Here is a 24,581-nt window from a genome sequence, read left to right on the forward strand (position 1 = left end):
GTGGGGGTCTTACTGCCCATTAAAGCGGGACAAACTAAAAAGCTGCTTGTCTATAAGACGAGCAGCCTTTTCTATATATAAAGGGGTTTGGGGAAACAAAGTATTAAACAAGACCTTGAGCAAGTGTGTAAATGAAGGCTGTAAGAAGAGTCGCTCCACTTGCAAGTCCGATAAAGTCTGATTTGTTAAATGTAATGTTGTTCATTATAATCTCTCCTTATTTATTTAATGTAGTTGCAACAGCTTTTGCATCGACAAGTGCGGATAGCACCATGCCCATTGTATGTAAAAATTTGTTTGATTTCATTTTGTTCATCATGCGTATCCGCTCCTTTTCGAATTGTTGTTGCCCTGCTTTATGTCTTAATTATAGGAAATATGATCGCCTGCAACTATCGAATTAGCTTACGGGAGACTTACATTTTTGTAAGAAAAAAAGACATTCATGTAAGAATGTCTTTTAAAGCATATTGATATGATGATGATCTTCAATTGTTTTTAAAAAGCTACGCATTGAATTCGTCATATAACTATCTTTACGGCGTATGAAAACCGTTGAAATACTACCATATTTTTCAGGGATTGCATGACAATGTACTTTACCAGCTTTAGAAAGATGGTGGACAGCAGACTGTGGTACGAGTGTAATTCCAAGGCCGAGTGCAACACTGTTTAATATCGTTTCTAATATATTAAATTCCATAATTCTTTTTGGGAGCAAACCTTCATCTTTAAGCCATCGTTCTAGTTTGGAACGGTATCCACATCCTTGGTTAAAAACGAGTAGGGGCGTTGTTGTAAATTCTTCTATATGAAAAGCTTTATTTTGTGTTATAAGCATTAATTTTTCTGTACTAACATCGTATTGTTCAATTAGTGGGTGTTTAATAGGCCCTGATATAAAGGCACCATCTAATTGATGATCAAGTACTTCTCTAATCAATGCTTCTGTTAGACCCGCTTGTAATGATAAATCGACATTCGGATAGCGTTTATAGTAAGAAGATAAAATGGTAGGTAATGTACTTACTGTTTCGACTGTACCGATTTTTAATATGCCAGAGGGAGTTTCACTATCTAAAAATACTTGTTTTAGCTCGTCAACATCTTGCAAAATTTTATTAACATAAACGAGCATTTTCCTTCCTTCAGCTGTTAAAGTCATGCCTCGTTTATGACGATAAAAGAGCGGTGTTTTTAGTTCGTTCTCTAGTTGTTTAATACGTGCAGTTACATTTGATTGTACGTAATTTAATTCCTTTGCTGCGCCGCTTACACTACCTTTGTCGGCAACGTTCTGGAAGATTTGTAAATCTCTTAATTCCATAATGTGATCCTCCTTGATGTTAACTATCATTATAAATGATAGTTAACATCATTTTGAATCATTTTACGTGATATATTTTTTCTTTTACAATTCTCTTTGTGCAAATAGAAAGAAGTGGGGGATTGTGGTGAAAAAAGGTCAAATGATAATAGGGGCTTTAGCGTGTTTAATTGCAAGTATGTCGTGGGGAGCAATGTTTCCGGTTGCTGATCATGCGCTAGAATACATAGATCCATTTTATTTTTCGCTTATTCGCTATGGAGCAGTGGCGATCGTACTGATTGTATTGTTGTTAATGAAAGAAGGAAAACAGGCATTTCGTTTAGAGGGAAGAGGAAAGTTACTCGTCTTTTTCGGAACGATGGCGTTTACTGTATATAATGTACTTATATTTTTAGGTCAAATGTTAATGGGAAAATCAGGTGTGATGGTAGCCTCCATTATGGAAGCACTGATGCCGATGATTTCTATTTGTATTCTATGGGGATATAAGCATGTAAAACCGAAAAAGTATATGATAACGAGCATGATTATCGCTTTTGTAGGGGCTGTATTCGTTATTACGAAAGGTGATATGAGTTTCTTTTTAACATTGAAAGATAACATGTTTTCGCTGGCCTTTATATTTGTTGGGGTTGTAGGTTGGGTTATTTATACGATGGGTGGTCAAACGTGTAGCGATTGGTCAACATTACGTTATTCTACGTTGACGTGTGTATTCGGTACGACTGTCACAGGGATTATAACTGTAATCATTACATCGTTTGGATACGTATCGGTTCCGAATATGGGAACGATTTCTATCGTGAAATATGATTTATTTTTTATGATGACATTACCAGGTATCGTAGCGTTACTTGCTTGGAACTATGGTGTGAAAATTTTATCGTCCATTAATGGGATTTTATTTATTAATTTTGTACCAATCACGACTTTAGTTATTATGATGATGCAAGGATATCGAATAACAATGTTTGATATTATAGGGACTTTACTTGTTATTGCAGCACTTATTCGCAATAACGTTTGTCAGAGAAAAGAAGAAAATATAAACAAGCGAAGTTTACAAGAAGAGCAATTACGTCAAGCTGTTTAATAGGCAATTGGAGGATTTCACATGTTAGAAAGTTTATTGTTTTTCTTCGCCGTCGGAGTTGCCTGCGAGCTTGCAGCAATTAACCGAAATGGTCGTAAAAAGATAAAACAACAAGCTGAGCTGATACAGCTTTTAAAAGAATTGAAAGAAAGAAAAATGTAAAAAGACGACCGGGCATAGACGGTCGTCTTTTTCTATATAAAGGGGAAAGGGGACACAAAGTTATACAAGCGTAGCAGCGTAAATAAAAGCAGTAAGAAGAAGAGAGCCACTAGCTAATCCTAAAAAATCTAATTTGTTAAAAGTGATGTTATTCATGATGCATTCTCCTTACTTGTTTAATGTAGAAGCAACAGATTTTGCATCGATTAGAGCGGAAAATACCATGCCCATTGTATCTGAAAAATTGTTTGATTTCATTTTGTTCATCATATGAATCCGCTCCTTTTCGAATAGTTGTTGTTTCTTTCTGACTTAATTGTATGAAATATTTGGGGAAGTAACTATCGAATTAGCTTACAAGAAAATTACACTTTTGTAAGAATTGAAATGTAACAATTAATACTTAAAATTATTACCAACTCCTAAAACTTAGTGTTATAATCGTTATAAGAAAATGATTATAATTCGGATATTCAGAAAGGAACGAAACAAATGTATAAACCAATTACATTTTTGTTGAAATATATATTTAAAACAGCTGGGAAAGTAGAAGTGCAAGGAAGAGAAAAGTTACCAGAAGGTGGTCCATATGTTGTTGCATGTACACATACAAGTTTTATGGATGTATTAATGTTAGCTACAGGGATGTACCCGACCCAAATTCATTACATGGCAAAAAAAGAGTTATTTGAAGGGAAGTTCAAAAATTGGTTCTTTAAAAATGTGAATGCATTCCCTGTAGATCGTGCGAATCCAGGACCGAGTACACTCAAAATTCCGTCACGCCTATTAAAAGAAGGGAAAGTAGTAGGGATTTTTCCGAGTGGGACACGATCAACAGAAGACGTTTCATTAAAAGCTGGGGCTGTTACGATTGCATTGCGTTCTAATGTCCCGTTAGTACCGGCAGCTTATGTTGGTCCATCAAGTGTAAAAGAATTAATAAAAGGGAAAAAGGCACAATTAATTTTTGGCGAACCAATTCAAATTGATGCTGAAGAACAAATAGATCGAAAGACAGCTATGAAAATGATGACAGATCAATTAAATGAGAAGTTTGATGAGCTAAAGGAAACTTTGCAATCAAATCAAAAGTAAGAAAAGACGACCGGGCATAGACGGTCGTCTTTTCTATTACTATTTATAATAAAGGGGAAAGGGGACACAAAAGTTATACAAGCGTAGCGGCGTAAATAAAAGCAGTAAGAAGAAGAGAGCCACTAGCTAATCCTAAAAAATCTAATTTGTTAAAAGTGATGTTATTCATGATGCATTCTCCTTACTTGTTTAATGTAGAAGCAACAGATTTTGCATCGATTAGAGCGGAAAATACCATGCCCATTGTATCTGAAAAATTGTTTGATTTCATTTTGTTCATCATATGAATCCGCTCCCTTTCGAATAGTTGTTGTCCTGTTTCTGACTTAATTGTATGAAATATTGAGGAGAGTAACTATCGAATTAGCTTACAGGAAAATTACACTTTTGTAAGAAAAACGAATGAAGGTGTAATGATGAGAAAGTTTGACATATGTTCGTGGAATTCATTAAGTTAAAAGTAGAGGTGAGTGTATGGCCAATATTAAAGATATTGCAAAGATGGCGGGAGTTTCAGTTACAACTGTTTCGAGAGTGTTGAATGATCACCCATATGTAAGTGAAGAAAAAAGGAAAGCGGTTATGGAGATAGTTGAGAAGTTGAATTACTCACAAAACGCAAATGCCGTTCATTTATCAAAAGGGAAAACGAATATTGTTGGTGTAATTTTACCGTATATTAATCATCCATGTTTTGATGCGATGGTGGGCGGGATGATGGAGGTGGCGTTAGCTCATAATTACAGAGTGCTACTTTGCCAAACGAATTATAATAAAAAAGAAGAAATGAAAAGTTTACATATGTTAAAAACAAAACAATTGGATGGCCTTATTATTTGTTCTCGTGCGAATGATTGGGAAACGATAGAGCCGTATGCTTCCTATGGGACAATCGTTGCTTGTGAAGATAATGATATTTCAAATATCTCAAGTGTATATACGAATCATTCGGCAGCTTTTCAATTAGGAATGGATTATTTGATTGAGAAAAGTTATAAAAAAATTGGTTATTGTACGGGGAGGAAATTAGGTCCAAGTAGTCAAAAGCGTTTTGATGTTTATAAACAGCAATTGCAATCTATAGATGAAGAAGTGAATGAAGAATGGATTTTTACAGAATGTTTTACATTAGAAGATGGTGTGAAAGTGGCTCATAAATTAAAGGGGATGCAGCATCTTCCCGAAGCATTAATAGTAGCAGGAGATGAAGTTGCGATTGGGGTTATGACAGAAGCTGAAAAATTAGGTATTCAAGTTCCTGAGGATTTAGCGATTATTGGCTTTGATAATCAACCTATTTCGCAAGTGTTACAACTTACAACCATTGATCAAAATTTAAAGGAGATAGGTAAAAAGGCTTTTGAAATGTTTTATAGGCAAATAAGTGGTGAGAGTTCTAAACAAGAAAAGGTGGAAATTCCATACGAACTTGTGGAACGCTCTACTGTTTAGTTTTAATCCGTTATGTGTAAATTGCATAACGGATTATTTTTTTGAAATATCTTTGACAGGAAACGCGTTTCATACTTTATAAAGGAGTTACACCGGTCTGTAATAATCCATGGATTCTTTTCAAGAATAGTATTTGGAGGGATATGCATGAATGAACTTTTATTGAGTATGAAAAAGCATATAGAGGATGATGAAAAGATTTTGGCTTTTGTCGTAGGGATATTTGAGAAGGATAATTTTACGCTATCGTATCAACAAGGGATTTTTGCTGCTACTACTAGACGTCTTCTCTTTTATGGGAAATTTCCATACTATCCTGCAACATTTAAAGATTATTCATATTTGCATATAGATAGCATAGATTTTCGTCCGCATTTCGAATGTACTTGTAATCATGAAACCATTCGAGCTAAGTATATTCAGAAGGGGAATGTGGAGCGATTTGTCCGTACAGTTAGAGCGAATATGAATAATTAATCACCCCTTTGTTTAAACATAATATCCCGATTTGTAAGAGTAAAAATGCGCAATAAAAACAACTTCTAAACCTCTAGGAGATAGTGATACAATGTCAAATGGGGGGAGGTATGAACTATGGTTAATCAACGTATAAAGGAAATAACACTAATTACAATTGGTTCATTATTATTCGCAATTGGTATTAATTACTTTGCAATTCCAAACCGTTTATCAGAGGGTGGAATTATTGGTTTAACGGTTGTTACGTACTATTTATTTGATTGGTCACCGGGGATTGTAAACTTTGCTATAAATGCAATTTTACTAGCTATTGGTTATAAATTTTTTGATAAGAAAACGATGGTTTATACAATTTTAGGGATTGTAGAAACATCCTTGTTTTTATATGTTACGGAACATATTGAGTATCATGTGAATAGTGATACGTTATTAGCAGCTCTATTCGCTGGCTTATTTGTCGGTGTCGGATTAGGCTGTATGTTCAAAGCTGGAGGTACATCAGGAGGATCGGCAATTTTAGCTCGGTTAGCCAATCAATATTTAGGGTGGAGCGTTGGTAAAGGCGTACTTATTATTGATATTGTGGTAATTGCTGGTTCTGTATTTATAATAGGGCAAGAAAAAGCAATGTACACACTTGTTGCAGTATTCATCGGAGCGAAAGTGATTGATTTCATTGTAGAAGGAATGGATACAAAAACAGCTGTTACAATCATTTCAAATCAACCGGATTTAATCCGTGAAACTATTACGAAAAACATGACACGCGGTGTCACTGTATTAGAAGGACGCGGCGGATATACTGGTAAAAATAAAGAAGTGTTATATGTTGTTATAAATAAACAAGAGCTTGTTAAGTTAAAGCAGGTTATTAGTCGAGTAGATGAAGATGCTTTCGTTGTTATTCATGATGTACGCGATGTACTTGGCGGTGGCTTTAAAGCGAGCTAAAAGGTGAACGAGTAAATTCGTTCACCTTTTTTAATTCTTACAATAATGTAAGTGTAATGTAATGAGATTCAATAGTAGATTTTATTCCTTCTTTTTAAAATGGATGTATATATATCCTGCAGAGGAGGAAGATTGATTATGAAGAAAAAAATGATCACTACTATAATAGCGATGATAGTGATAGTAGTAATGTTACTGCCTACGAAACTTGGACCAGTTATCGATAAATATAATCCACTTTATAAGACGAAAGAATACTATACGGTCGTGAATACAATTGGTCAGCATATTGGTGATGAGTGGTATGAATATGAATTTATTGCATTTGACGAACGTGGAAGAGAACAAAAAATAAAGAAGACTGTTAAGCATATGTTAAAGAGAGATGAAGCGTTAAAGGTGTATGCAAAAGGACGCTACGGAGAGGCGATTGAAGAAATTGAAGCTGTAAATATTCCTATTAATGCGAAGAGTAAACTTTTAACGATGAGATAGCAGATTATACCCCCACCTATTTTTTGTCGAAAATAAAAATACTAGGTAGGGGTATTTTAGGGTTCATGAAAGAGCCTTAGTCAATATGGACTAAGGCTCTTTTTGTTATATAAAGGGGAAGGGGGTACATTGTAGTAGCATGAGTGAAAGGTATAAGAAGAGTAGCTACTAGCAATGTAATTTGGTTATGTGAGTGTTCTTCTTATTTGGCTTGCTTTCTAACTTTAGTGTACGAGATATAGGTAAGAGAAACTATCGAATTACATTACACATAGCTTACAAACATGTAAGTCTTCTGTAATGTAATTCGATGGTTAAAAGATAGTGAATTTCATATAGTGTAATTAGAAAGTCTCACTGTATTACTTTCTGTTTGTAATATTAATGAAGAATGAAAAACCAACTACTTTTTAATAGCCCTCATCTGTATTTAGATGAGGCTCTTTTTATAAACCTTACAACATTGTAAGGTTTACGTAAGTTAATTCGATAGTAAATTTGTCATATTTTTTGCATAATAGATACAAATAGATAAAATAATTAGGGATATAGTAAGAAGGGAGAAAACTGGGATGCGTAAAGAAGAAGTAGTGAAGTTTCCAATTAAAGATTTCTGTAGCTACTTTACTGTTGCCGTAGTATGTATTGGATTATTTGATATCATAACAAACTTAATTGTTAAATAATATAGATGATAAAACAAGAAGGGAGATCCTTTCTTGTTTTTTTTATGGGGGAATAAAGATGAAATGGATTGATAGTCATATACATGTTGACCAATATAAGGATGAAGAAAAAAGTAGATTACTTAAAGATGTGGAACATAGTAAAGAGATACAGGGGCTTATCGCGGTATCTATGAATTATCAATCATGTAAAGAAACTTTATCTTTAGCGAAGCGATATCCTTTTGTACATCCAGCAATAGGTTTTCATCCGGAGCAACCGATTCATAAAGAAGAATGTGAGCAAATTTATAAATTAATTGAAGAGCATGTAGAAGACATAGTTGCGATTGGTGAAGTAGGCTTACCGTATTATTTAAGAAAAGAAGATGAGCGTATTACTATCAAATCATATATATCAGTGTTACAACGATTTGTTGAACTAGCTAGTAAATATGATTTACCCATTATATTGCATGCAGTGTATGAAGATGCTGATATTGTATGTGATTTACTAGAGAAATATAAAGTTTCACGTGCACACTTTCATTGGTTTAAAGGAAGTGAAACAACAATGAAACGGATGATGAGGAACGGTTATTATATTTCTATCACACCAGATGTTTTACATAAGGACAAAATTAGAAAAATTGTTTCGTATTATCCACTTGAATATATGATGGTAGAAACAGATGGACCGTGGGAATTTCACGAGGATGTTATGACGCATCCGAGAATGATTCGAGAGGTATTAAAGGAAATTAGTGTTATAAAAAACGTATCTGTTAATAAGGTTGCGAAAACGATATATGAAAATACGATTCAATTTTACCCCGCGTTAACGAGCAGTAAGACTCCCACCTCAAAATTCGACTAATGCGGAGGAGTTAGGTGGGAGATCAACTGCCCGTAAAAGCCCGATTGGTTCAACTAATAATCAGTGGGGGATGAAGAAAACCCCCACTGATTAAAGTTTCACTTTATTTGAAAGGATAGGAGCGTTACTCTTATCCTTTTTATTATGAAAATAATCAATGGGTTATTAATAATATGCCACGTTTTAGTTTAAGTTAAAAAAACCACCAAGCAAAATGCTTGGTGGTTTTGTATTAAGATTCTAATTTTTTCCCACGTCTTAATAACAATAGAAAGACAATGATGAAGAAACCAAGTATAAGGAAGAATCCATATTGTTTTATATAATCCATTACATCGCTTGCGCTTGTTGGTTTTTCAACGTGAATGCCGTCTTTATTAGTAGTAATATGAATATCTTGCATTTTCACTTCATTTGCTTCTTTTTGTAAATCAATCCATTCTATATTTGGAATGCTTTCTAGATCCTTTAATACTTCTTTTAATGGTTTCACACCTAAGTAAGGATGATAGAATGCACCAATAACTCCATCGGATAATTTAGCAACAGATACAGCACGTTCTTTCATCTTTGCAATAGCATGTGGCTTATCTTCTTCAATAAAGCCAACTGTTTCAGGCATTAATTTCATTCCGTATAAAAATGATGGGGTACTTGTATAGAATGGTGAGTGCATGGATTTCCAAGTTGTATCACTTAACTGTAGTTGTCCTACATAAGTTGAAAAGTACCTTGATAATATTTCATATCCTTTTTGAGACATCGTGTAATGAGGTGCTTCAAATGCGACAGGATATAGTTTGGCATCTACAAGTTCTTGAATACCTTTTTCAATATGATCAGTCGTATACTTTTCTTCAAACTCTTCCCCTTTTTTTACATATGCATTATATGCTTCGACATTAGGGAAGTCATCTTTTGTTTTTGGTTTTTCATGCTTCGGTTGACGAATTGGTTGATCTGTTTTTACGTCCCAAAATTCAAAACCTTCCCCAGTTTCACTATCATAAAATTGATGCGTATAACCATGCATAATAATTGCTGCACCATCATCTTGCATAGAGCGTAAAAGATCGACTAGTTCGGGTTTATCCTTTAAATGCAGTGTTTTACCTGTATCTGGATCTGTATATACAGGAATAACAGTGATCATGTAAGGAATCTTTTTCTCTTTTAGTAATTCAGCAATTTCTTTTAATTGATTTGTATCTGCGGCTGGATGAACGTCCTCAAGACGTAAATAAGCCTCTACTTTATTTGTCGTTGGCTTTTGTCCAAAGTAAGAAAATAACATTTCGCCGACATAATGAGACATCCAGTCAAAGAGGTGTGGCGTTGCGACGTAATAAGATGTTTCATGCTGAACGATTAGTGGGTTCTTGCTATTTGAACTTACAGCGTTAGCAAGAACAGTTCCATTTGTATCAAAAGATTGAATCAATCGTTCCTCTTCTAAAGTGTTTTTAAGCTTATGGCTTGGATATTCGATTTTATTAACTCGTATATCATCAGCCTTTAGGGTAATGAAAGAAAAGCGATGAGATAATTGTTCAACATTTTGTCCTAAAACTAATATTGGGCCTGAGAAATTTTCTAGAAGTTGCTTTGTTTCAATAGGAAACTCTTCTTTTTGTTCACCGATATAAACAATATGTGTATAAGAAGATGAATTAGTAATTTCATTAGCCTTTTTTAAACTTTTCGTAGTTATATCGTTTGTAAAATGTCCTAATTGAGTATTAAGGATTTGAATATTATTTGTAATTTTATCGTCTTGTGTACTGTATAAAACAAGTACTTTTGGTTTTGATGATGTTTGTGCAGAGATGTGGATAGGGATAAGTAGTAAAATGCTGAACAAGAGTATGATGCACTTTTTCATTTGGTCTGCTCCTATTCTATATGTAGAGTTCAATTTAAAATTATATACAAAAAATACGTTGTAGTCTATGAAAGTTACATTTTTGCACGTATTTACCAGCTGTTTTTTCACAAAATCGGTCTAAAGCATGATGATAATATATATAGTTATTTGCTATGATAAAAGGGTAAGAGAATGATAGAATGTGGGTAATTGTAAAGGGAGGAAGGCTGAAAGGGGACAAATTTCAGCGGAGAAAGAGGTAGTGGTAGTGAAGAAATTCTTTGTAGGATTTTTAGTTGTTCTTGGGGTGTACTTATATTTCCAAGGAAAGTCTGAAGGAATGGGCAAGTTAGTGAATGAGACAAGCTATGTTGACTCAGAAGAAGCAAAACAAATGAAACAAATTATTATAGAGGAAGCAAAGAAAGTCAATCTTCCAGAATGGATACCTCTTACAATTGCCGAACATGAAAGCCGGTTAAATCCAAGAAGTGTTGGAGATAACGGAACTTCATTCGGATTGTTTCAATTGCACCGTGGCGGTGGGCTTGCACCAGACCATTTAACTGATGAAGAGTTGAAAGATCCGCGCGCAAATGCGCAAATTGCAATGCCACATTTAATGAAAGGGTATAAGAGCGGGGTGCAAAAAGGTTTGACGGATTTTGAATTACTAAAATATGTAGCAAATACATCTGGATGGCCAGGGAATCTGGGTCCAGAGTGGACGGATAATAACATGAAGTATAACATCGGCTTAGAAGATGTGTACTATCGAAATAAAGGTGTAATCAAAGAGTAGGTTTTCTATACCTACTCTGTTTTTTTATGAATAATTGCATCTTTTTCGCTCGTGAAGTACGCCGCTAGTTGTATTTTTACGTCTTCTAGTTTTGTAGAAACTTGCGGTATTTTATATCCTACATACAATGGTGAGACGACGAACCTAGGAACAACTTTACAAATAATTTTTCCGTTTAAGTAATAGAAGAATAAGTTATAACTACTACATCCTTTATGGAAATCTGTCAGTATGTAACGTACAGTTTGCTGAATATAATTTGCTAGTTCATCTATGCACCCGATATCTTCAATGATGATATTAAATTCAGTAAAACCGATAATAGGACGATCTGAAATATTGAGTTCAATGCGTTCGTTTTTTTGTACAATGACTCCTCGGAAGTTGTCCTGTTCTACGTTACCGAGATAGTCTACATATTTCATTCCGATAATTTGCATGTGTGCATGATGCAAACTCCCGCCTGAGAATGGACCGTGATTTTTGTATAAAATCACAGATGTGAATTCTTCATTCTTCTGTAAGTCTAACCAATGTTTAATGGAGAAACGAATTAGCGATCTTATATGTTCTTCTGTATATGTCGCAATGTGGTCTTTACAATTATCGGTTTCGATTAGCACCGTTTGAAATGTATCTTTTAATGTAGGGAATTTGTTTTTTAGCCAAATAATTGAGCCCTCAGTTGCTAAAATATCCGTTAAATTTTCTCTGTCACAAAAAGGACATGCAGAGCTTCTATTCCGAATGCTTTCTGGTTTTTGTTTGCCAATATCGTTTAAAAAGTATAGTTGTTGTGTATCCATTTGTATATATGCCCCTTTAAAATATGTGTAAAAATCCCGCTTAATACATTCGGGAAAAGGAGAAGGAAATCCTTTAAAAGGAATAGGAAAAATAAAAGACAAGATATCCTCATTACAATAGGGTACCTTGTCTTTTATTTTTTCTTTAATAATGTGTATGGATAATATAAATCATTTTTATTAGGTTTCTTTTTTCTATTTTTTATTGTGTATAAGGCAATTGCTTTACTTGCGATTACAATAATGGCTTTCTTCATATTCATTTACCCCTTTTTTATTGTTGGTTTAATTCTTGGCTAACTGCTTTTGCATCAACTAGAGCATGTAAAATCATTTTTACCATGTTCATCATATTCCTTCACTCCTTTTTATAGTTCATTTAGTTCTTTTACAACTGCTTGTCCGTTCACTAATACCTCAAAGATTGCTTTTACGATTTCTTTCATCATGATCGTTTCCTCCTTTTGTTTGGCTCTCTTGTTTACATCTTTATTGTATAGGGAGGTATCTTTTCGTACTATCGCTTTCCATTACGTGAACATAACAGTTTTGTAAGATTTGATGTCACTTATTGAAATGTTTAGTCTATCTTCATTATTTTCAGAAAAATGACTATTCAAACATGAAATGGGAAAGTATAATAAAGAAGTAAGTATTAAATTCCGTACGAAAGAGGTGAATGAGATGAAACGTTCTTTAGCTGCACGTGCCAAATTTTTAGATTATATCTATTTTTGTCGTGCGATTTTTCATGATGTAGTTGTTAACGGGATACGTCTGTCCTTTTTTAACAATTGCATAGTAGCTATTGAACGATAGAAATCTCTTCACCCATTTTTAATAAACGTGTGAAAAGGGAGCTATTTGGCTTCCTTTTTCTATGTCGAAAACCATGGGGAATGTTTCTTTCCCATGGTTTTTTATATTGAAAGGAGTACGGAAAATGACAATTTGTAGTGTGAATAATGTAACGAAATCTTTTGGTGGAAACATCATATTTGAAAATATATCGCTTGAAATAAAGAATGGTGAACGTGTTGGATTAGTTGGTCGTAACGGTAGTGGGAAGACAACAATCTTTCAGCTTCTAACTGGAATGGAAAGTTTGGATGCAGGAGCCATTCATATGAAGAAAGGTACACGTATTGGTCATGTGGCACAAATTCCGAAATTTGATGAGGGTATGACTGTATATGATGTATTGAGTTCCGCTTTTAAAACAGAAAAGGAATTGGAAAGAGAAATGCGTGCTTTAGAAAAAAATATGGCGGAAGAACGGGAACCATCTGCTTTACAAAAATTAATGGAGAGATACGGAGTAATCCAAGAAAAGTTTGCGTTTCTCGGTGGTTATGAAATAGAAGCGAATATGATGAAGGTAGCAAACGGTCTACAGGTGACAGAACTATTTCCACGATCATTTTTGGAGTTAAGTGGTGGGGAACAAACAAAGGTAAGTCTTGCATACATGCTATTGCAGAAACCAGATTTACTTCTATTAGATGAACCAACCAATCATTTAGACTTATTTGCCGTAGAGTGGCTAGAGCAATTTTTAAAAGAATACAATGGAACAGTTATGGTCATTTCACATGATCGCTATTTCCTTGATGAAGTTGTAACGAAGATTTTTGATTTAGAAGATGGAGAGATTCACGTGTATCATACGAACTATTCTCAGTTTGTTGACGAAAAGGAAGAACGGTTGCTTCAGGAGTTTCAGGCTTATCAAGAACAGCAAAAGAAAATAAAGAAAATGAAAGAAGCAATTAAGCGACTACGTGAATGGGCAAATCAGGCGAATCCTCCGAATGAAGGATTGCATAAGAGAGCGAGAAGTATGGAACGTGCACTGGAACGTATAGAGAAACTAAAGAAACCTATTTTAGAACGAAAACAAATGGGACTTCAGTTTGAAGGGCAAGAGAGAAGTGGGAAAGACGTTGTTTTAATGAAAGAAGTGAGTAAAGGTTTTGCTGGCCATCCTTTATTTAACGAAGCGAATTTACATGTTCGTTTTCAAGAGCGTGCGGCGATCGTTGGCCGTAATGGTACAGGAAAGACAACGCTACTAAAGTTATTATTAGAAGAAATAAAACCAGACGCTGGAGAAATTCGAATTGGTAGTAGTGTGAAAATCGGTTATTTATCACAGCATGCGTACGGAAATATGAAGAGTAATGTATTAGAGGCTTTCAGGGAATATGTAGCTGTAACAGAGGGAGAAGCGAGACATATATTAGCTAAGTTTTTATTTTATGGTCCAGCGGTGTTTAAGAAAGTAACGCAACTGAGCGGTGGAGAAAAAATGAGATTAAGACTTGCGCAACTTATGTATCAAGATATCAATTTTTTAATTTTAGATGAGCCGACAAACCATCTCGACATTGAATCAAGGGAAGTTTTAGAGGAAGCTCTTGAGCAATATAATGGGACGATTTTAGCTGTTTCACATGATCGTTATTTTTTAAATAAGTTATTTGAAAAGACGTATTGGATTGATGAGCATAAATTATTTGAGTTTGCAGGGAACTACGCATGGGCTCGTCAAAAGTGGGAAGAAAAGCTCGAGAAACAAGTAATAAAGCAGCAACGCCAAGGAAGAAAAAGTATGGCAACAGCTCCTGTAAAAAAGAAAGAAGTTAGGAATGTTGAGGATATTGAAACGGAGTTAATGCATGTAGAAGAGGATATATATATGCTTGAGTGTAAGATGGAACATGTAGTTGATGTTGAAATGCTTGAACAATTGTATGAAGAAAAAACGAAGAAAGAGTTGTTACGAGCGGATTTATATAATGAGTTAGAGAATATTGTGGAGTAAAAAGTAGAAAGCGAATCCCTTCAGCTTTGCTGAAGGGATTCGCTTTTTTATACTGATATTTTACTTTAAGAGAAAAATAAAAATTGTGTTTCACGTGAAACAGTAAATTTGATACATCTTTGTTCCGTAATTTGCATAGATTGTAAAACATAGATGATATTAGTTTTTTTGATCGGTTACTTATTTCCCGAGACATAAGTATGTGTAACAGCGAATCAGGATTGAAAATAAAAAAACAGAGTTACAGCTTTACACGCTGAACTCTGTTTTCTTTTTGTGTGGTATCTTCCCTTGTTGAAATGATAATAGCGATCCCGAGCATAATAAAAAAAGCTAAAAAGAGGACGAACTTTGGGAAGAATGGGAATAGTAATAGAGCCCCGACTATCATAATTGTTAATAATACGTAGTGCAGGACGTATTGGAATAGGTTGTCCATGTTTTCGCCCCCTTTTTGGTAATTGGTTATTAGTATTCTATGTTTCATACTGAACGAATAGAAGTGAATTTTTAATTTTTTAATAAGAAATAAAAGAGAACGATTGACATGTTTAAAGGAAAGGAATAATCTTGAAATTAATTCATACTATTTTTATAGGAAAAATAAAGATAGCTACAGGGAGGAGGCCTATGTTCCTGCATCGATAAAAATTAGGAAGGTAAAGGTGAGAGGGCAATGAAAAATACTTTTAAAGGAGCACTTGCTACATTTCTTAGTGTATCGGTATTACTAGCCGGATGTGGTCAAGAGGAAGCAAGTACAAATGAAGCCGGGAACGTACCAAAAGTAAAAGATGAATTTATTAAAGCAAGCGACAAAGCAAAAAGTCCTACAAAAGTAAAAGAAAGAAAAGATACTTTTGTAGTTGGAATGCCAAGTCCTGGAGGGATATTCCTTCCGCACTTTATGGAGAATGGATGGGATGGTAACATAACGCAAGCTATCTTCGCGCCCCTTGTTGGGCTGGATAAGGAAGGAAAGCCAATTCCAATATTAGCGAAAAAGTGGGAGATTTCGGAGGATCAGCTTACATATACATTCCATTTGAAAGATGATTTAAAGTTTAGTGATGGTTCACCGTTAACTGTAGATGATGTAGCATTTACATTAACGTTATTACATGATCCAACTTATAGTGGTGCGACTGATATAAGCCAAACAGCAATAAAAGGTGGGCAAGCTTATAAAGAAGGAAAGGCAACCTCTATTGAAGGAATTCAAATCATTGATCCGAAAACAATTACGATTACGACTGAAAAGGTAAATGCTCAAACATTATCATTAATCGGTGGAGAAGTTATATCTAAAGCTTATTATGGGAGAGAGTATAAACAAGGACACTTGGAGTACTTAAAAGAGTTATATGGAAAGCCGGTGGGAGCAGGAGCTTATAAATTGGATAAATATATTCCTGGTCAAGAGGTTCGATTTGTAGCAAATGAAAATTATTTTGAAGGAAAACCGAAGATTGAGCACTTTATTTATAAAATTACAAAGGGTGATACGAAGTTACAACAATTTCAAGCAGGAGAAGTAGATTATGATGGTTTTACGACAAACGTGGAGACCATTGAGCAATTAAAAGATTTAGGTTTTGCTAATATTAATGTGTATACAGGAAGCTCTTATGGCTACATTAAAATGAATTATAAGAAGCCATACTTTAAAGATAAACGTGTCCGCCAAGCATTTATTTACGGATTAGAGCGTCAAAAGGTTATTGATACGTATTTCCAAGGATATGCGTCACTCGTTAATGTACCGATTACGCCAGTTTCATGGGCGTATACAGAAGAGGGCATTAATAAATATGAGTATAATTTAGAGAAGGCGAAGAAATTACTGGATGAGGCTGGATGGAAAGCGGGTTCGGATGGAATTCGTGAAAAAGATGGACAAAAATTGAAAGTAAGTTATTTTGCCTCATCAGCAAGTAAAATAAATGATGTAATGATTCCTGTGATGAAAGAAGATTATAAAAAGTTGGGTGTAGAGTTTAACCCAGAATATATGGACTTTAATACGATGATTTCAAAAGTGATAAAAGGTGATTATGATTTAGCGATGGTATCTACGCCAATGATTGATGATCCGAGCGGAACGATTGAAGAGTTTGTTTCAACAAGTAAACGAAATTATGATGGATATTATAATCCGAAAGTAGATGAATTAGCTAAGCAAGCATTAGAAACGTTGGATATTGAAAAGCGAAAAGAAATTTATAAAAAGTTATATCAAGAATTAAGCGAAGACCCGCCTGTAATCTTCTTGAATAATAGCAAAGTGGTGTCTGCACATAATGCACGAATTCAAGGATTACAAGAAGATAACTATAACGGTATTTTATTAAGTTTACCTAAATTAAAGATAGAATAAAAATTTTCAAAATATTTATTTAGAAAGAATTGACAAAATATAACTGACGATATAAGCTAATAACCATAAAGTCTACTGGAAAGGTCGGAATAGGATTGTTACCCCTCAAAAACATCTATTTTTTTACGATTAAAACCGACTTTTCCGATTGACTATAAAATATTGCTGTGGGAGGCATACATAAGGCAAGCAATTCATAAGGTTTAATTATTAAAAAAGTTAGGGTGGGGACAATGAAGAAAAAGACAAAAAAATGGGCTGGTGTATTTTCAGTATTATTGAGTAGTTCGCTTGTGTTATCTGCTTGTGGGGGACAGGAAGATACGGCTTCTACAGAACCGGTAAAAAAGCAGGATTTAAAAGACGCTAAGATTGAATCAATTCCAGCTACAGATAAAAAGAAAAGTCCAGAGAAAGCAAATCAGCGAAAAGATACTTTTATTACAGCCATTTCTAAGCCAGGGGGAGTTTTCCTTCCATATTTCCAAGAGAATGGTTGGGATGGAAATGTAACATCTGTTATTTTTGCGTCACTAGTAGCAACAGACAAACAAAGTAAACCTATTCCGGATCTTGCAGAAAAATGGGATATTTCTGCTGACCAGTTAACATATACATTCCATTTACGTAAAAACCTAAAATTTAGTGATGGTTCGCCTTTAACGGCGGAGGACGTAGCATTTACATTAACACTACTTCATGATAAAGCGTATGAAGGTGGAATGGATATTGCCCAGTATGCTGTTAAAGGTGGCAAAGAATATAAAGAAGGAAAAGCAACTTCTATTGAAGGAATTCAAGTTGTTGATCCACAGACAATTAAAATTACAACTGAAAAAGTTAATTCACAGGCGCTAACTAATTTAGGTGGCCCAGTGCTATCAAAAGCTTATTATGGAAAAGATTATAAACAAAATACAAGTTTAGACTATTTAAAAGCATTATATGGGCAACCAATTGCAGCGGGTCCATATAAATTTGAAAAATATGTTCCAGGTCAAGAAGTACGCTTTGTTGCTAATGAAAATTATTATGCAGGTAAACCAAAAATCAAAAACTTTATTTACAAAATCACATCAGGTGATACTGGATTCCAATTATTCCAAACAGGTGAACTGGACTATAGTGGATTTAGAGCAAATCCTGAGAATATAGACCAATTAAAAGGATTAGAGTTTGCAAATATTAATCTTGAGTCATCAAGTGATATTGCTTATATCTATGTAAATAATAAGAAATCGTATTTGAAAGATAAGAAGGTACGTCAAGCACTTACTTATGGATTAGACCGTAAGAAGTATGTGGATACAGCTTTACAAGGATATGGATCTGTTGCTAACGTACCAATTGCGCCAGTTTCATGGGCATATACAGAAGAAGGTATTAATAAATATCCACACGACGTAGAAAAGGCTAAAAAATTATTGGATGAGGCTGGTTGGAAAGTAGGTTCTGACGGGGTTCGTGAAAAAGATGGTCAAAAACTAAAATTAACATACTACGCATCAAATACAGGTAAAACAAATGATATCTTTATTCCAATTGCAAAAGAAAGTTACAAAGAAATCGGTGTTGAATTAAATCCAGAGTTGATGGACTTTAATACGATGCTTTCAAAAGTAGGAAAAGGTGACTACGATTTAGCGGCAGTTTCAACACCAGGAATTAGTGATCCAAGTGAAGTTGTAAGTGATTACTTATCAACTAATCCAAAAAGTGATACGGGTTATAACAACCCGAAAGTAGATGACTTGATTGTAAAAGGTATAGGGACGACAGATATTGAAAAACGTAAAGCAATTTATAAAGAACTGTATAAAGAGTTAAGTGATGATCCACCAGTTATTTTATTAAACTATCGTAAACTACTTTATGCTCATAATGCACGTATAAAAGGAATTGATCCAGAAAAGTACGATAGCATTAGTTCCAACTTACCAGTGTTATCTATTGAACAATAAGGGTTGACCTAAATAATAGAAGGCGTTTTTTCATACAGCGATGGGATAGTAGCTGTTTTGAAAAAATGTTCTTCTATTTTTAAGTAAATAGGATTGGGGAGACAAAAGGTGAAAACATATATCGTTCGTAGGTTCCTTCAAATGATCCCTACATTGTTTGGTACATCTATTATTATTTTTTTCTTATTTGCACTTTTGCCGGGGGATTATATTGATTCAAATCCTAAGTTAACACCAGAGAGAGCTCAAGAGTTAAGGGAATTGTATGGCTTAAACAAACCAATTATTGAAAGATATTTTCAATGGTTAGTGAATGCTTTGCATGGTGATTTTGGATTTTCTCTACAGTATCAAGAACCTGTAACTTCATTACTTAATAAATTTATTTGGAATACATTTATCGTTGCTGTTGCAGCTTTATTTTTCACTTGGATTATTGCTCTTATTATTGGGGTTATTTCTGCAACAAAGCAGCACTCTTGGTTTGATAGATTGGTAACAATCGGTGTCTTTGCAGCAATGTCATTTCCATCATTCTTTATCGGATTATTTTTAATTAAATTATTAGCAGTTGATTTAAAGTTATTACCTATTGGTGGCATGATTGATATTGGAAGTAACTCAACAGGAATAGCATACATATTAGAAGTATTACGTCATATGATTCTACCTGTATTTATTTTAACGCTTCTTGGTGTAGGATCATTAACACGATATTTTAGAACTAGCATGTTGGATGTTGTTAGGCAAGATTATATTCGTACTGCTCGTGCAAAAGGTTTAAAAGAAAGAACCGTTATTTATAAACATGCATTGAAAAATGCAATTTTGCCAGCAATTACATTACTTGCTTTTGAATTACCTGGTTTATTTTCAGGAGCGATTATTATTGAACAGATTTTTAATTGGCCAGGGATTGGGAGTATTCAATTAGAAGCATTAAACTTCCGTGATTATACGGTATTAATGGCCTTTACAATGTTTCTTTCTTGTTTAACAATTATGGCTAATTTCTTAGCTGATATTGTATATGCGTTTGTTGATCCAAGAATTCGATTGAAGTAAGGGGGGGGAAAGATATGGAGACTATTACACCAATAATAGAGAAAAAGAAAGAACGAAAAAAGAGAAATGAATCATCACCATGGCGTCAAGCGTATAAAAAAATTAAGAAAAATAAGATGGCACTGTGTGGCTTATACGTTTTAATATTTATGTTTTTATTTAGTTTTATCGGTCCAATCTTTTCGCCGTATGCTGATGGGAAAGTACAAGTAACACAAATTAATAAACCACCCAGCCTGTCACATTGGCTTGGAACAGACCAGTTGGGACGGGATATTTTAACTAGACTTATGCAAGCAGGGCGTATTTCATTAACAATTGGTTTAGCGTCGATGCTATTATCCGTTATACTAGGAGCTTTATTAGGAGCAATTGCTGGTTTTTATCGAGGGGTTGTAGATCATTTAATTATGCGTGTTGCGGATGTGTTAATGTCCATTCCGGGATTACCGCTACTTATTATAATGGGAGCAATTTTATCAGAATGGAAATTACCATCGGAATACCGTTTATATGTTGTAATGATTATTTTAAGTTTAGTAGGATGGCCAGGACTTGCCCGGCTTGTGAGAGGACAAATTTTAACATTGCGGGAGCAAGCCTTTATGCAAGCAGCAGATGTATTAGGATTAAAGGATTCTCGAAAAATTATTCATCATTTAATTCCTAACGTCTTTCCGTTGCTTATTGTTGTAGCAACTTTGGGTGTTGCAGGTTCAATTTTGAGTGAATCCGCGCTAAGTTACTTAGGTCTCGGCGTCGTCCCACCTACACCATCATGGGGGAATATGATTAGCGCAGCTAACTCATTAATTGATTTCCAAAAGCGGCCGTGGTTATGGATTCCGCCTGGCTTCGCAATCTTTATAACAGTTGTATCAATTAATTTACTTGGTGATGCACTTCGTGATGCGTTAGATCCAAAGATGAGACGGTAGGTGAGAAGGTATGAGTAAAGCGGTAGTAGAGCTGAAAGACTTACAAACACACTTTCAGACAGAAGAAGGAACAGTAAAGGCTGTGAATCATGTTAGTTTTACAGTTCGAGAAGGTGAAACGGTTTGTGTTGTAGGCGAATCGGGTTGCGGGAAAAGTGTAACAGCTTTATCTATTATGGGACTTATTGCTGAATCAGGCAGTGTGGTAGGTGGAGATATCTTATATGAAGGAAAAAGTCTTTTAGGAATGAAAGAGAAAGAGCTTCGTAGTTTACGAGGAAATGATATTGCGATGATTTTCCAAGAACCGATGACATCGCTAAATCCTGTCTTCACTGTAGGTGAACAAATTGTAGAGACGTTAAGAGAGCATGAATTACTTAGCAAAAATGAAGCGTATAAGAAGGCAATTGAGTTAATTCGTAAAGTTGGTATAGCTCGTGCGGATGAAATCGTCCATTCTTATCCGCACGAACTGAGTGGTGGCATGTTACAACGTATTATGATTGCTGTTGCACTTAGTTGTAATCCGAAGTTATTAATTGCGGATGAACCGACAACGGCTCTTGATGTTACGATTCAAGCTCAAATATTAGACTTATTAAGACAAGTAAAAGAAGAATTTAAAACATCCATTTTATTAATTACACATGATTTAGGCGTTGTAGCTGAGATGGCTGATTACGTTGTCGTTATGTATGGCGGGAAAGTTATTGAAGAGGCACCAGTACTAGAAATATTCCAAAATCCGAAACACCCGTATACGAAAGGGTTGTTGAAATCAAAACCAGTGATGGGAAAACGAATAGATAAATTATATTCTATTCCAGGGCAGGTTCCTAATTTAGTTGGTTTGGATGAATTTTGCTACTTTAGCGGTCGTTGTGAGCATTGTATGGAAATATGTAAAGAAGAAGCGCCAAATCTGAATGTACATGATGAGAATCATAAAGTAGCTTGCTGGTTATATGAGGAGCGTGCGGGAGAATGAGTGAACCATTATTAGAAGTAAAAAACTTAAAAACATATTTCCCAATTAAAGGCGGCATATTTAGTAGAACGATTGGACATGTGAAAGCAGTTGATGGAGTAAGTTTTACTATTAATAAAGGCGAAGTGTTCGGTCTCGTTGGTGAATCAGGAAGCGGAAAAACGACGATAGGAAAAACAATTTTACGTCTCGTTCAAAAAACGGAGGGAGAAGTGAAGTTTAAAGGACACGATGTTCATTCTCTATCAAAAGAGGAATTGAGAAAACATCGTCCTAATATGCAGCTTGTGTTTCAAGATCCATTTAGCTCATTAAATCCGAGAATGAGGATTGGAGAAGCACTTGGCGAGCCGATGTTGGCTCACGGACTAGCGACGAAAGAAAATGTTCGTGAAAAAGTGACAGAAGTATTAGAGTTATGTGGCTTAGCCCCATATCATATTGACCGGTATCCTCATGAGTTTTCTGGTGGACAACGTCAGCGTATCGTTATCGCAAGAGCTATGGTATTAAATCCGGAATTTATAGTAGCTGACGAACCTGTGGCAGCACTAGATGTATCTATTCAAGCACAGATCATTAATTTATTTAGTGAGTTACAGGAGAAAAAGGGACTATCTTATTTGTTCATTTCTCATGATTTAAGCGTAGTAGAGCACTTATGTACGAAAATTGGAATTATGTATTTAGGAACGATTGTGGAAACAGCGCCGCGTGATGAGTTATTTACGAACCCACTGCATCCGTATACAAAAGCATTGTTATCAGCTGTGCCAATACCAGATCCAACAGTGAAGCGAGAGCGGATTATACTAGAGGGTGATATTCCAAGTCCAGCAAATCCACCTTCGGGTTGTCGCTTTCATACACGTTGCCCGTTTGCAACAGATATTTGTAAACAAACGGTACCAGAATTCCGTAATGTTGGTGAAGAGCATTTTGTTGCTTGTCATCATGTATAAAAGAAAAGGACCCTTTCAAATTGAAAGAGTCCTTTTTTTATTTACTAGATGAAGTTTGTTTCAATACAAATTTCTCGATTGCGTGAGCAACACCATGCTCATTATTTGTTAATGTTACGACATCACATAGTTTTTTTACATCTTCTTCAGCATTTCCCATTGCAACTGATAAGCCAGCTACTTGTAACATTGGCACATCATTAAAGTTGTCCCCGATCGCAATAGTATCTTCAATTGGTATATTGAAATAAGCAGCCATTTCTTGTAGACCGTTCCCTTTATGACCGTGCTTATCCATAATTTCTACATTAGTAGGAGCTGATGCCGTAACTGAAATATCAGTGTCTTCTTGTAACATGCTTAATAGCTGTGCACGATGCGCTGCATTAAATGTCAAAATGAAGAATTTAGATATTTCTAATTCTGGATTATTTACAACATCTTCTATTTTTTGGAAATCAGTAATTAAGTTTGATTTCTTTTGTTTTTCTGTAATTCTTTCAAGTTCTTCAAGTGTAACATCTAGTGCATGCTTGTTTTCTTCGAACGCTTGCATGACTTGATCTTGCCATGTATATGGAGAATAAACTCCTTTATTCGTATATAGCTTATAAGGAAAACCTTCAGATTCTAGTAATTTTGCAAGCTTGTATACTTTATCGTTTTGTAAACAACGCGAGTTAATTACTTTTCCATCCACATAAACAATTGCCCCATTGCTCGCTCCAACTGGAAGAGATAGTTTATATTCTTCCAATAATTTTAAAGCATCCTCTTTTGCACGACCAGAACAAATCATGACTATATGACCAGCCTCTTTTGCAGTTTGGATAGCTTGTAAGTTCTCCTTGGAGATTTCAAGATTAGATGATAGTAGCGTACCATCCATATCTAATGCGATTAATTTCAAAATGACCACCTCTTTGTTTTTATTATACATAGTTATATAGAGGAAACATATAAACTTATCTTGGAAAGATCGTATTTTATCTTGCGTGAACCATCAGTAAAAAGTTGATAGGCGCCATCTTATTACTTTGAATATGCACTTTAATTTGTAACAAAAATAGAGGTAGGTATGAGGGTGTTTCGTTATATGACTGTAATATTACAATAACATTACAAACGTCAACTTAGTAGAAAGTGCATTAAAACAGGGGTTTTAAGGGTGTTTATAAAAAAACGTAAAAAAAGTGTAATAAAATTTACGTAATTATATTGCAACGTAACAATAGTTATGTTACATTAATGTTACAAACGTTACGTTAATAACTTTAATGTAACGCTAACATAAAAACTATGAAATAAACATTTCTTAGAAATTACATATAGATAACTTATTAAAAAGGAGGATACATAAAATGAAAGAGCAAGTATTACAAGTAACA

26 protein-coding genes are annotated in these 24,581 nt (G+C 34.7%); 17 read left to right on the plus strand and 9 right to left on the minus strand.

Annotation, left to right across the window (positions count from 1 at the left end; all coding sequences use genetic code 11):
- Positions 1-103: 103 nt before the first annotated feature.
- Together GFJ36_RS00945 and GFJ36_RS00950 are read right to left on the minus strand one after the other, a co-directional pair.
- Positions 104-205 carry a DUF3948 family protein gene (locus GFJ36_RS00945; protein WP_001060018.1) on the minus strand — a complete coding sequence of 34 codons (102 nt, stop codon included), beginning with the start codon at positions 203-205 and terminating at the stop codon, positions 104-106.
- A gap of 255 nt (positions 206-460) precedes the next feature.
- Positions 461-1,327: a LysR family transcriptional regulator gene (locus tag GFJ36_RS00950; RefSeq protein ID WP_097891772.1), complete on the minus strand. Its 867-nt coding sequence runs from the start codon at positions 1,325-1,327 to the stop codon at positions 461-463.
- 127 nt (positions 1,328-1,454) lie between these two features.
- Here GFJ36_RS00950 and GFJ36_RS00955 point away from each other — a divergent pair, with 127 nt between their 5' ends.
- Together GFJ36_RS00955 and GFJ36_RS00960 are read left to right on the plus strand one after the other, a co-directional pair.
- Entirely contained in the window at positions 1,455-2,423 is a 969-nt protein-coding gene (locus tag GFJ36_RS00955) for a DMT family transporter (RefSeq protein ID WP_142310846.1), read from the plus strand.
- A gap of 21 nt (positions 2,424-2,444) precedes the next feature.
- Complete coding sequence (locus GFJ36_RS00960) at positions 2,445-2,585, plus strand: YrzO family protein (protein WP_000894064.1); 141 nt, start codon at positions 2,445-2,447, stop codon at positions 2,583-2,585.
- Between the two features lie 60 nt (positions 2,586-2,645).
- Here GFJ36_RS00960 and GFJ36_RS00965 read toward each other — a convergent pair whose 3' ends face one another.
- Entirely contained in the window at positions 2,646-2,741 is a 96-nt protein-coding gene (locus GFJ36_RS00965; protein WP_001060007.1) for a DUF3948 family protein, read from the minus strand.
- A 336-nt stretch (positions 2,742-3,077) separates the two neighbouring features.
- On the opposite strand from GFJ36_RS00965, the gene GFJ36_RS00970 reads away from it, so the two are divergent.
- Entirely contained in the window at positions 3,078-3,683 is a 606-nt protein-coding gene (locus GFJ36_RS00970; RefSeq protein WP_098230778.1) for a lysophospholipid acyltransferase family protein, read from the plus strand.
- Between the two features lie 73 nt (positions 3,684-3,756).
- On the opposite strand, the gene GFJ36_RS00975 is transcribed toward GFJ36_RS00970, so the two are convergent.
- Complete coding sequence (locus GFJ36_RS00975) at positions 3,757-3,852, minus strand: DUF3948 family protein (protein WP_001060007.1); 96 nt, start codon at positions 3,850-3,852, stop codon at positions 3,757-3,759.
- A 305-nt stretch (positions 3,853-4,157) separates the two neighbouring features.
- Here GFJ36_RS00975 and GFJ36_RS00980 point away from each other — a divergent pair, with 305 nt between their 5' ends.
- The 5 genes from GFJ36_RS00980 to GFJ36_RS01000 all read left to right on the plus strand — a co-directional run bounded on the left by GFJ36_RS00980 (position 4,158) and on the right by GFJ36_RS01000 (position 8,603).
- On the plus strand, positions 4,158-5,135 hold the full coding sequence (locus GFJ36_RS00980; RefSeq protein ID WP_087984956.1) for a LacI family DNA-binding transcriptional regulator: 978 nt from the start codon (positions 4,158-4,160) through the stop codon (positions 5,133-5,135).
- 147 nt (positions 5,136-5,282) lie between these two features.
- Positions 5,283-5,612: a PH domain-containing protein gene (locus GFJ36_RS00985; protein WP_060486406.1), complete on the plus strand. Its 330-nt coding sequence runs from the start codon at positions 5,283-5,285 to the stop codon at positions 5,610-5,612.
- A gap of 117 nt (positions 5,613-5,729) precedes the next feature.
- A complete protein-coding gene (locus GFJ36_RS00990) occupies positions 5,730-6,566 on the plus strand; it encodes a YitT family protein (RefSeq protein WP_000248044.1) in 837 nt (278 codons plus the stop codon).
- Positions 6,567-6,704: 138 nt separating this feature from the next.
- A complete protein-coding gene (locus GFJ36_RS00995; protein ID WP_048563001.1) occupies positions 6,705-7,061 on the plus strand; it encodes a YxeA family protein in 357 nt (118 codons plus the stop codon).
- 744 nt (positions 7,062-7,805) lie between these two features.
- Positions 7,806-8,603: a TatD family hydrolase gene (locus GFJ36_RS01000; protein WP_098134916.1), complete on the plus strand. Its 798-nt coding sequence runs from the start codon at positions 7,806-7,808 to the stop codon at positions 8,601-8,603.
- A 232-nt stretch (positions 8,604-8,835) separates the two neighbouring features.
- On the opposite strand, the gene GFJ36_RS01005 is transcribed toward GFJ36_RS01000, so the two are convergent.
- Positions 8,836-10,485, minus strand: coding sequence for a DUF2334 domain-containing protein (locus tag GFJ36_RS01005; protein WP_098230775.1), 1,650 nt, complete (start codon positions 10,483-10,485; stop codon positions 8,836-8,838).
- A 250-nt stretch (positions 10,486-10,735) separates the two neighbouring features.
- Here GFJ36_RS01005 and GFJ36_RS01010 point away from each other — a divergent pair, with 250 nt between their 5' ends.
- A complete protein-coding gene (locus GFJ36_RS01010) occupies positions 10,736-11,269 on the plus strand; it encodes a transglycosylase SLT domain-containing protein (RefSeq protein ID WP_097891815.1) in 534 nt (177 codons plus the stop codon).
- Between the two features lie 11 nt (positions 11,270-11,280).
- On the opposite strand, the gene GFJ36_RS01015 is transcribed toward GFJ36_RS01010, so the two are convergent.
- Entirely contained in the window at positions 11,281-12,075 is a 795-nt protein-coding gene (locus GFJ36_RS01015) for a DUF4931 domain-containing protein (protein WP_097891763.1), read from the minus strand.
- Positions 12,076-12,209: 134 nt separating this feature from the next.
- Positions 12,210-12,338 carry a spore coat protein B gene (locus GFJ36_RS01020; RefSeq protein WP_141542689.1) on the minus strand — a complete coding sequence of 43 codons (129 nt, stop codon included), beginning with the start codon at positions 12,336-12,338 and terminating at the stop codon, positions 12,210-12,212.
- 421 nt (positions 12,339-12,759) lie between these two features.
- Between GFJ36_RS01020 and GFJ36_RS28940 the strand changes: the two genes are divergently transcribed.
- On the plus strand, positions 12,760-12,894 hold the full coding sequence (locus GFJ36_RS28940; RefSeq protein WP_046956655.1) for an RAxF-45 family protein: 135 nt from the start codon (positions 12,760-12,762) through the stop codon (positions 12,892-12,894).
- Between the two features lie 124 nt (positions 12,895-13,018).
- The gene (gene abc-f / locus GFJ36_RS01025; RefSeq protein ID WP_098230771.1) at positions 13,019-14,899 is read left to right on the plus strand and encodes a ribosomal protection-like ABC-F family protein; all 1,881 of its coding nucleotides are present in this window, start codon (positions 13,019-13,021) and stop codon (positions 14,897-14,899) included.
- A gap of 241 nt (positions 14,900-15,140) precedes the next feature.
- On the opposite strand, the gene GFJ36_RS01030 is transcribed toward abc-f, so the two are convergent.
- Complete coding sequence (locus GFJ36_RS01030; protein ID WP_000369258.1) at positions 15,141-15,338, minus strand: hypothetical protein; 198 nt, start codon at positions 15,336-15,338, stop codon at positions 15,141-15,143.
- A 237-nt stretch (positions 15,339-15,575) separates the two neighbouring features.
- On the opposite strand from GFJ36_RS01030, the gene GFJ36_RS01035 reads away from it, so the two are divergent.
- From GFJ36_RS01035 to GFJ36_RS01060, 6 genes are all read left to right on the plus strand, one after another.
- Positions 15,576-17,276: an ABC transporter substrate-binding protein gene (locus tag GFJ36_RS01035; RefSeq protein ID WP_097891757.1), complete on the plus strand. Its 1,701-nt coding sequence runs from the start codon at positions 15,576-15,578 to the stop codon at positions 17,274-17,276.
- Positions 17,277-17,509: 233 nt separating this feature from the next.
- Positions 17,510-19,237, plus strand: coding sequence for an ABC transporter substrate-binding protein (locus tag GFJ36_RS01040; RefSeq protein ID WP_141542687.1), 1,728 nt, complete (start codon positions 17,510-17,512; stop codon positions 19,235-19,237).
- A 108-nt stretch (positions 19,238-19,345) separates the two neighbouring features.
- Entirely contained in the window at positions 19,346-20,302 is a 957-nt protein-coding gene (locus tag GFJ36_RS01045; RefSeq protein ID WP_000860732.1) for an ABC transporter permease, read from the plus strand.
- A 14-nt stretch (positions 20,303-20,316) separates the two neighbouring features.
- Positions 20,317-21,240: an oligopeptide ABC transporter permease gene (opp4C, locus tag GFJ36_RS01050; RefSeq protein ID WP_000447957.1), complete on the plus strand. Its 924-nt coding sequence runs from the start codon at positions 20,317-20,319 to the stop codon at positions 21,238-21,240.
- Positions 21,241-21,250: 10 nt separating this feature from the next.
- Entirely contained in the window at positions 21,251-22,231 is a 981-nt protein-coding gene (locus GFJ36_RS01055; RefSeq protein WP_098230769.1) for an ABC transporter ATP-binding protein, read from the plus strand.
- Positions 22,228-23,193: an ABC transporter ATP-binding protein gene (locus GFJ36_RS01060; protein ID WP_001294493.1), complete on the plus strand. Its 966-nt coding sequence runs from the start codon at positions 22,228-22,230 to the stop codon at positions 23,191-23,193. The genes GFJ36_RS01055 and GFJ36_RS01060 overlap by 4 nt, the downstream gene beginning before the upstream one ends.
- 37 nt (positions 23,194-23,230) lie before the next feature.
- Here the strand turns inward: GFJ36_RS01060 and GFJ36_RS01065 are convergent, their stop codons facing one another.
- Positions 23,231-24,103: a Cof-type HAD-IIB family hydrolase gene (locus GFJ36_RS01065; protein ID WP_000766409.1), complete on the minus strand. Its 873-nt coding sequence runs from the start codon at positions 24,101-24,103 to the stop codon at positions 23,231-23,233.
- Positions 24,104-24,581 lie beyond the last annotated feature (478 nt).

The organism is Bacillus sp. EE-W1 (assembly GCF_009760835.1).
Classification (GTDB): Bacteria; Bacillota; Bacilli; order Bacillales; family Bacillaceae_G; genus Bacillus_A; species Bacillus_A wiedmannii.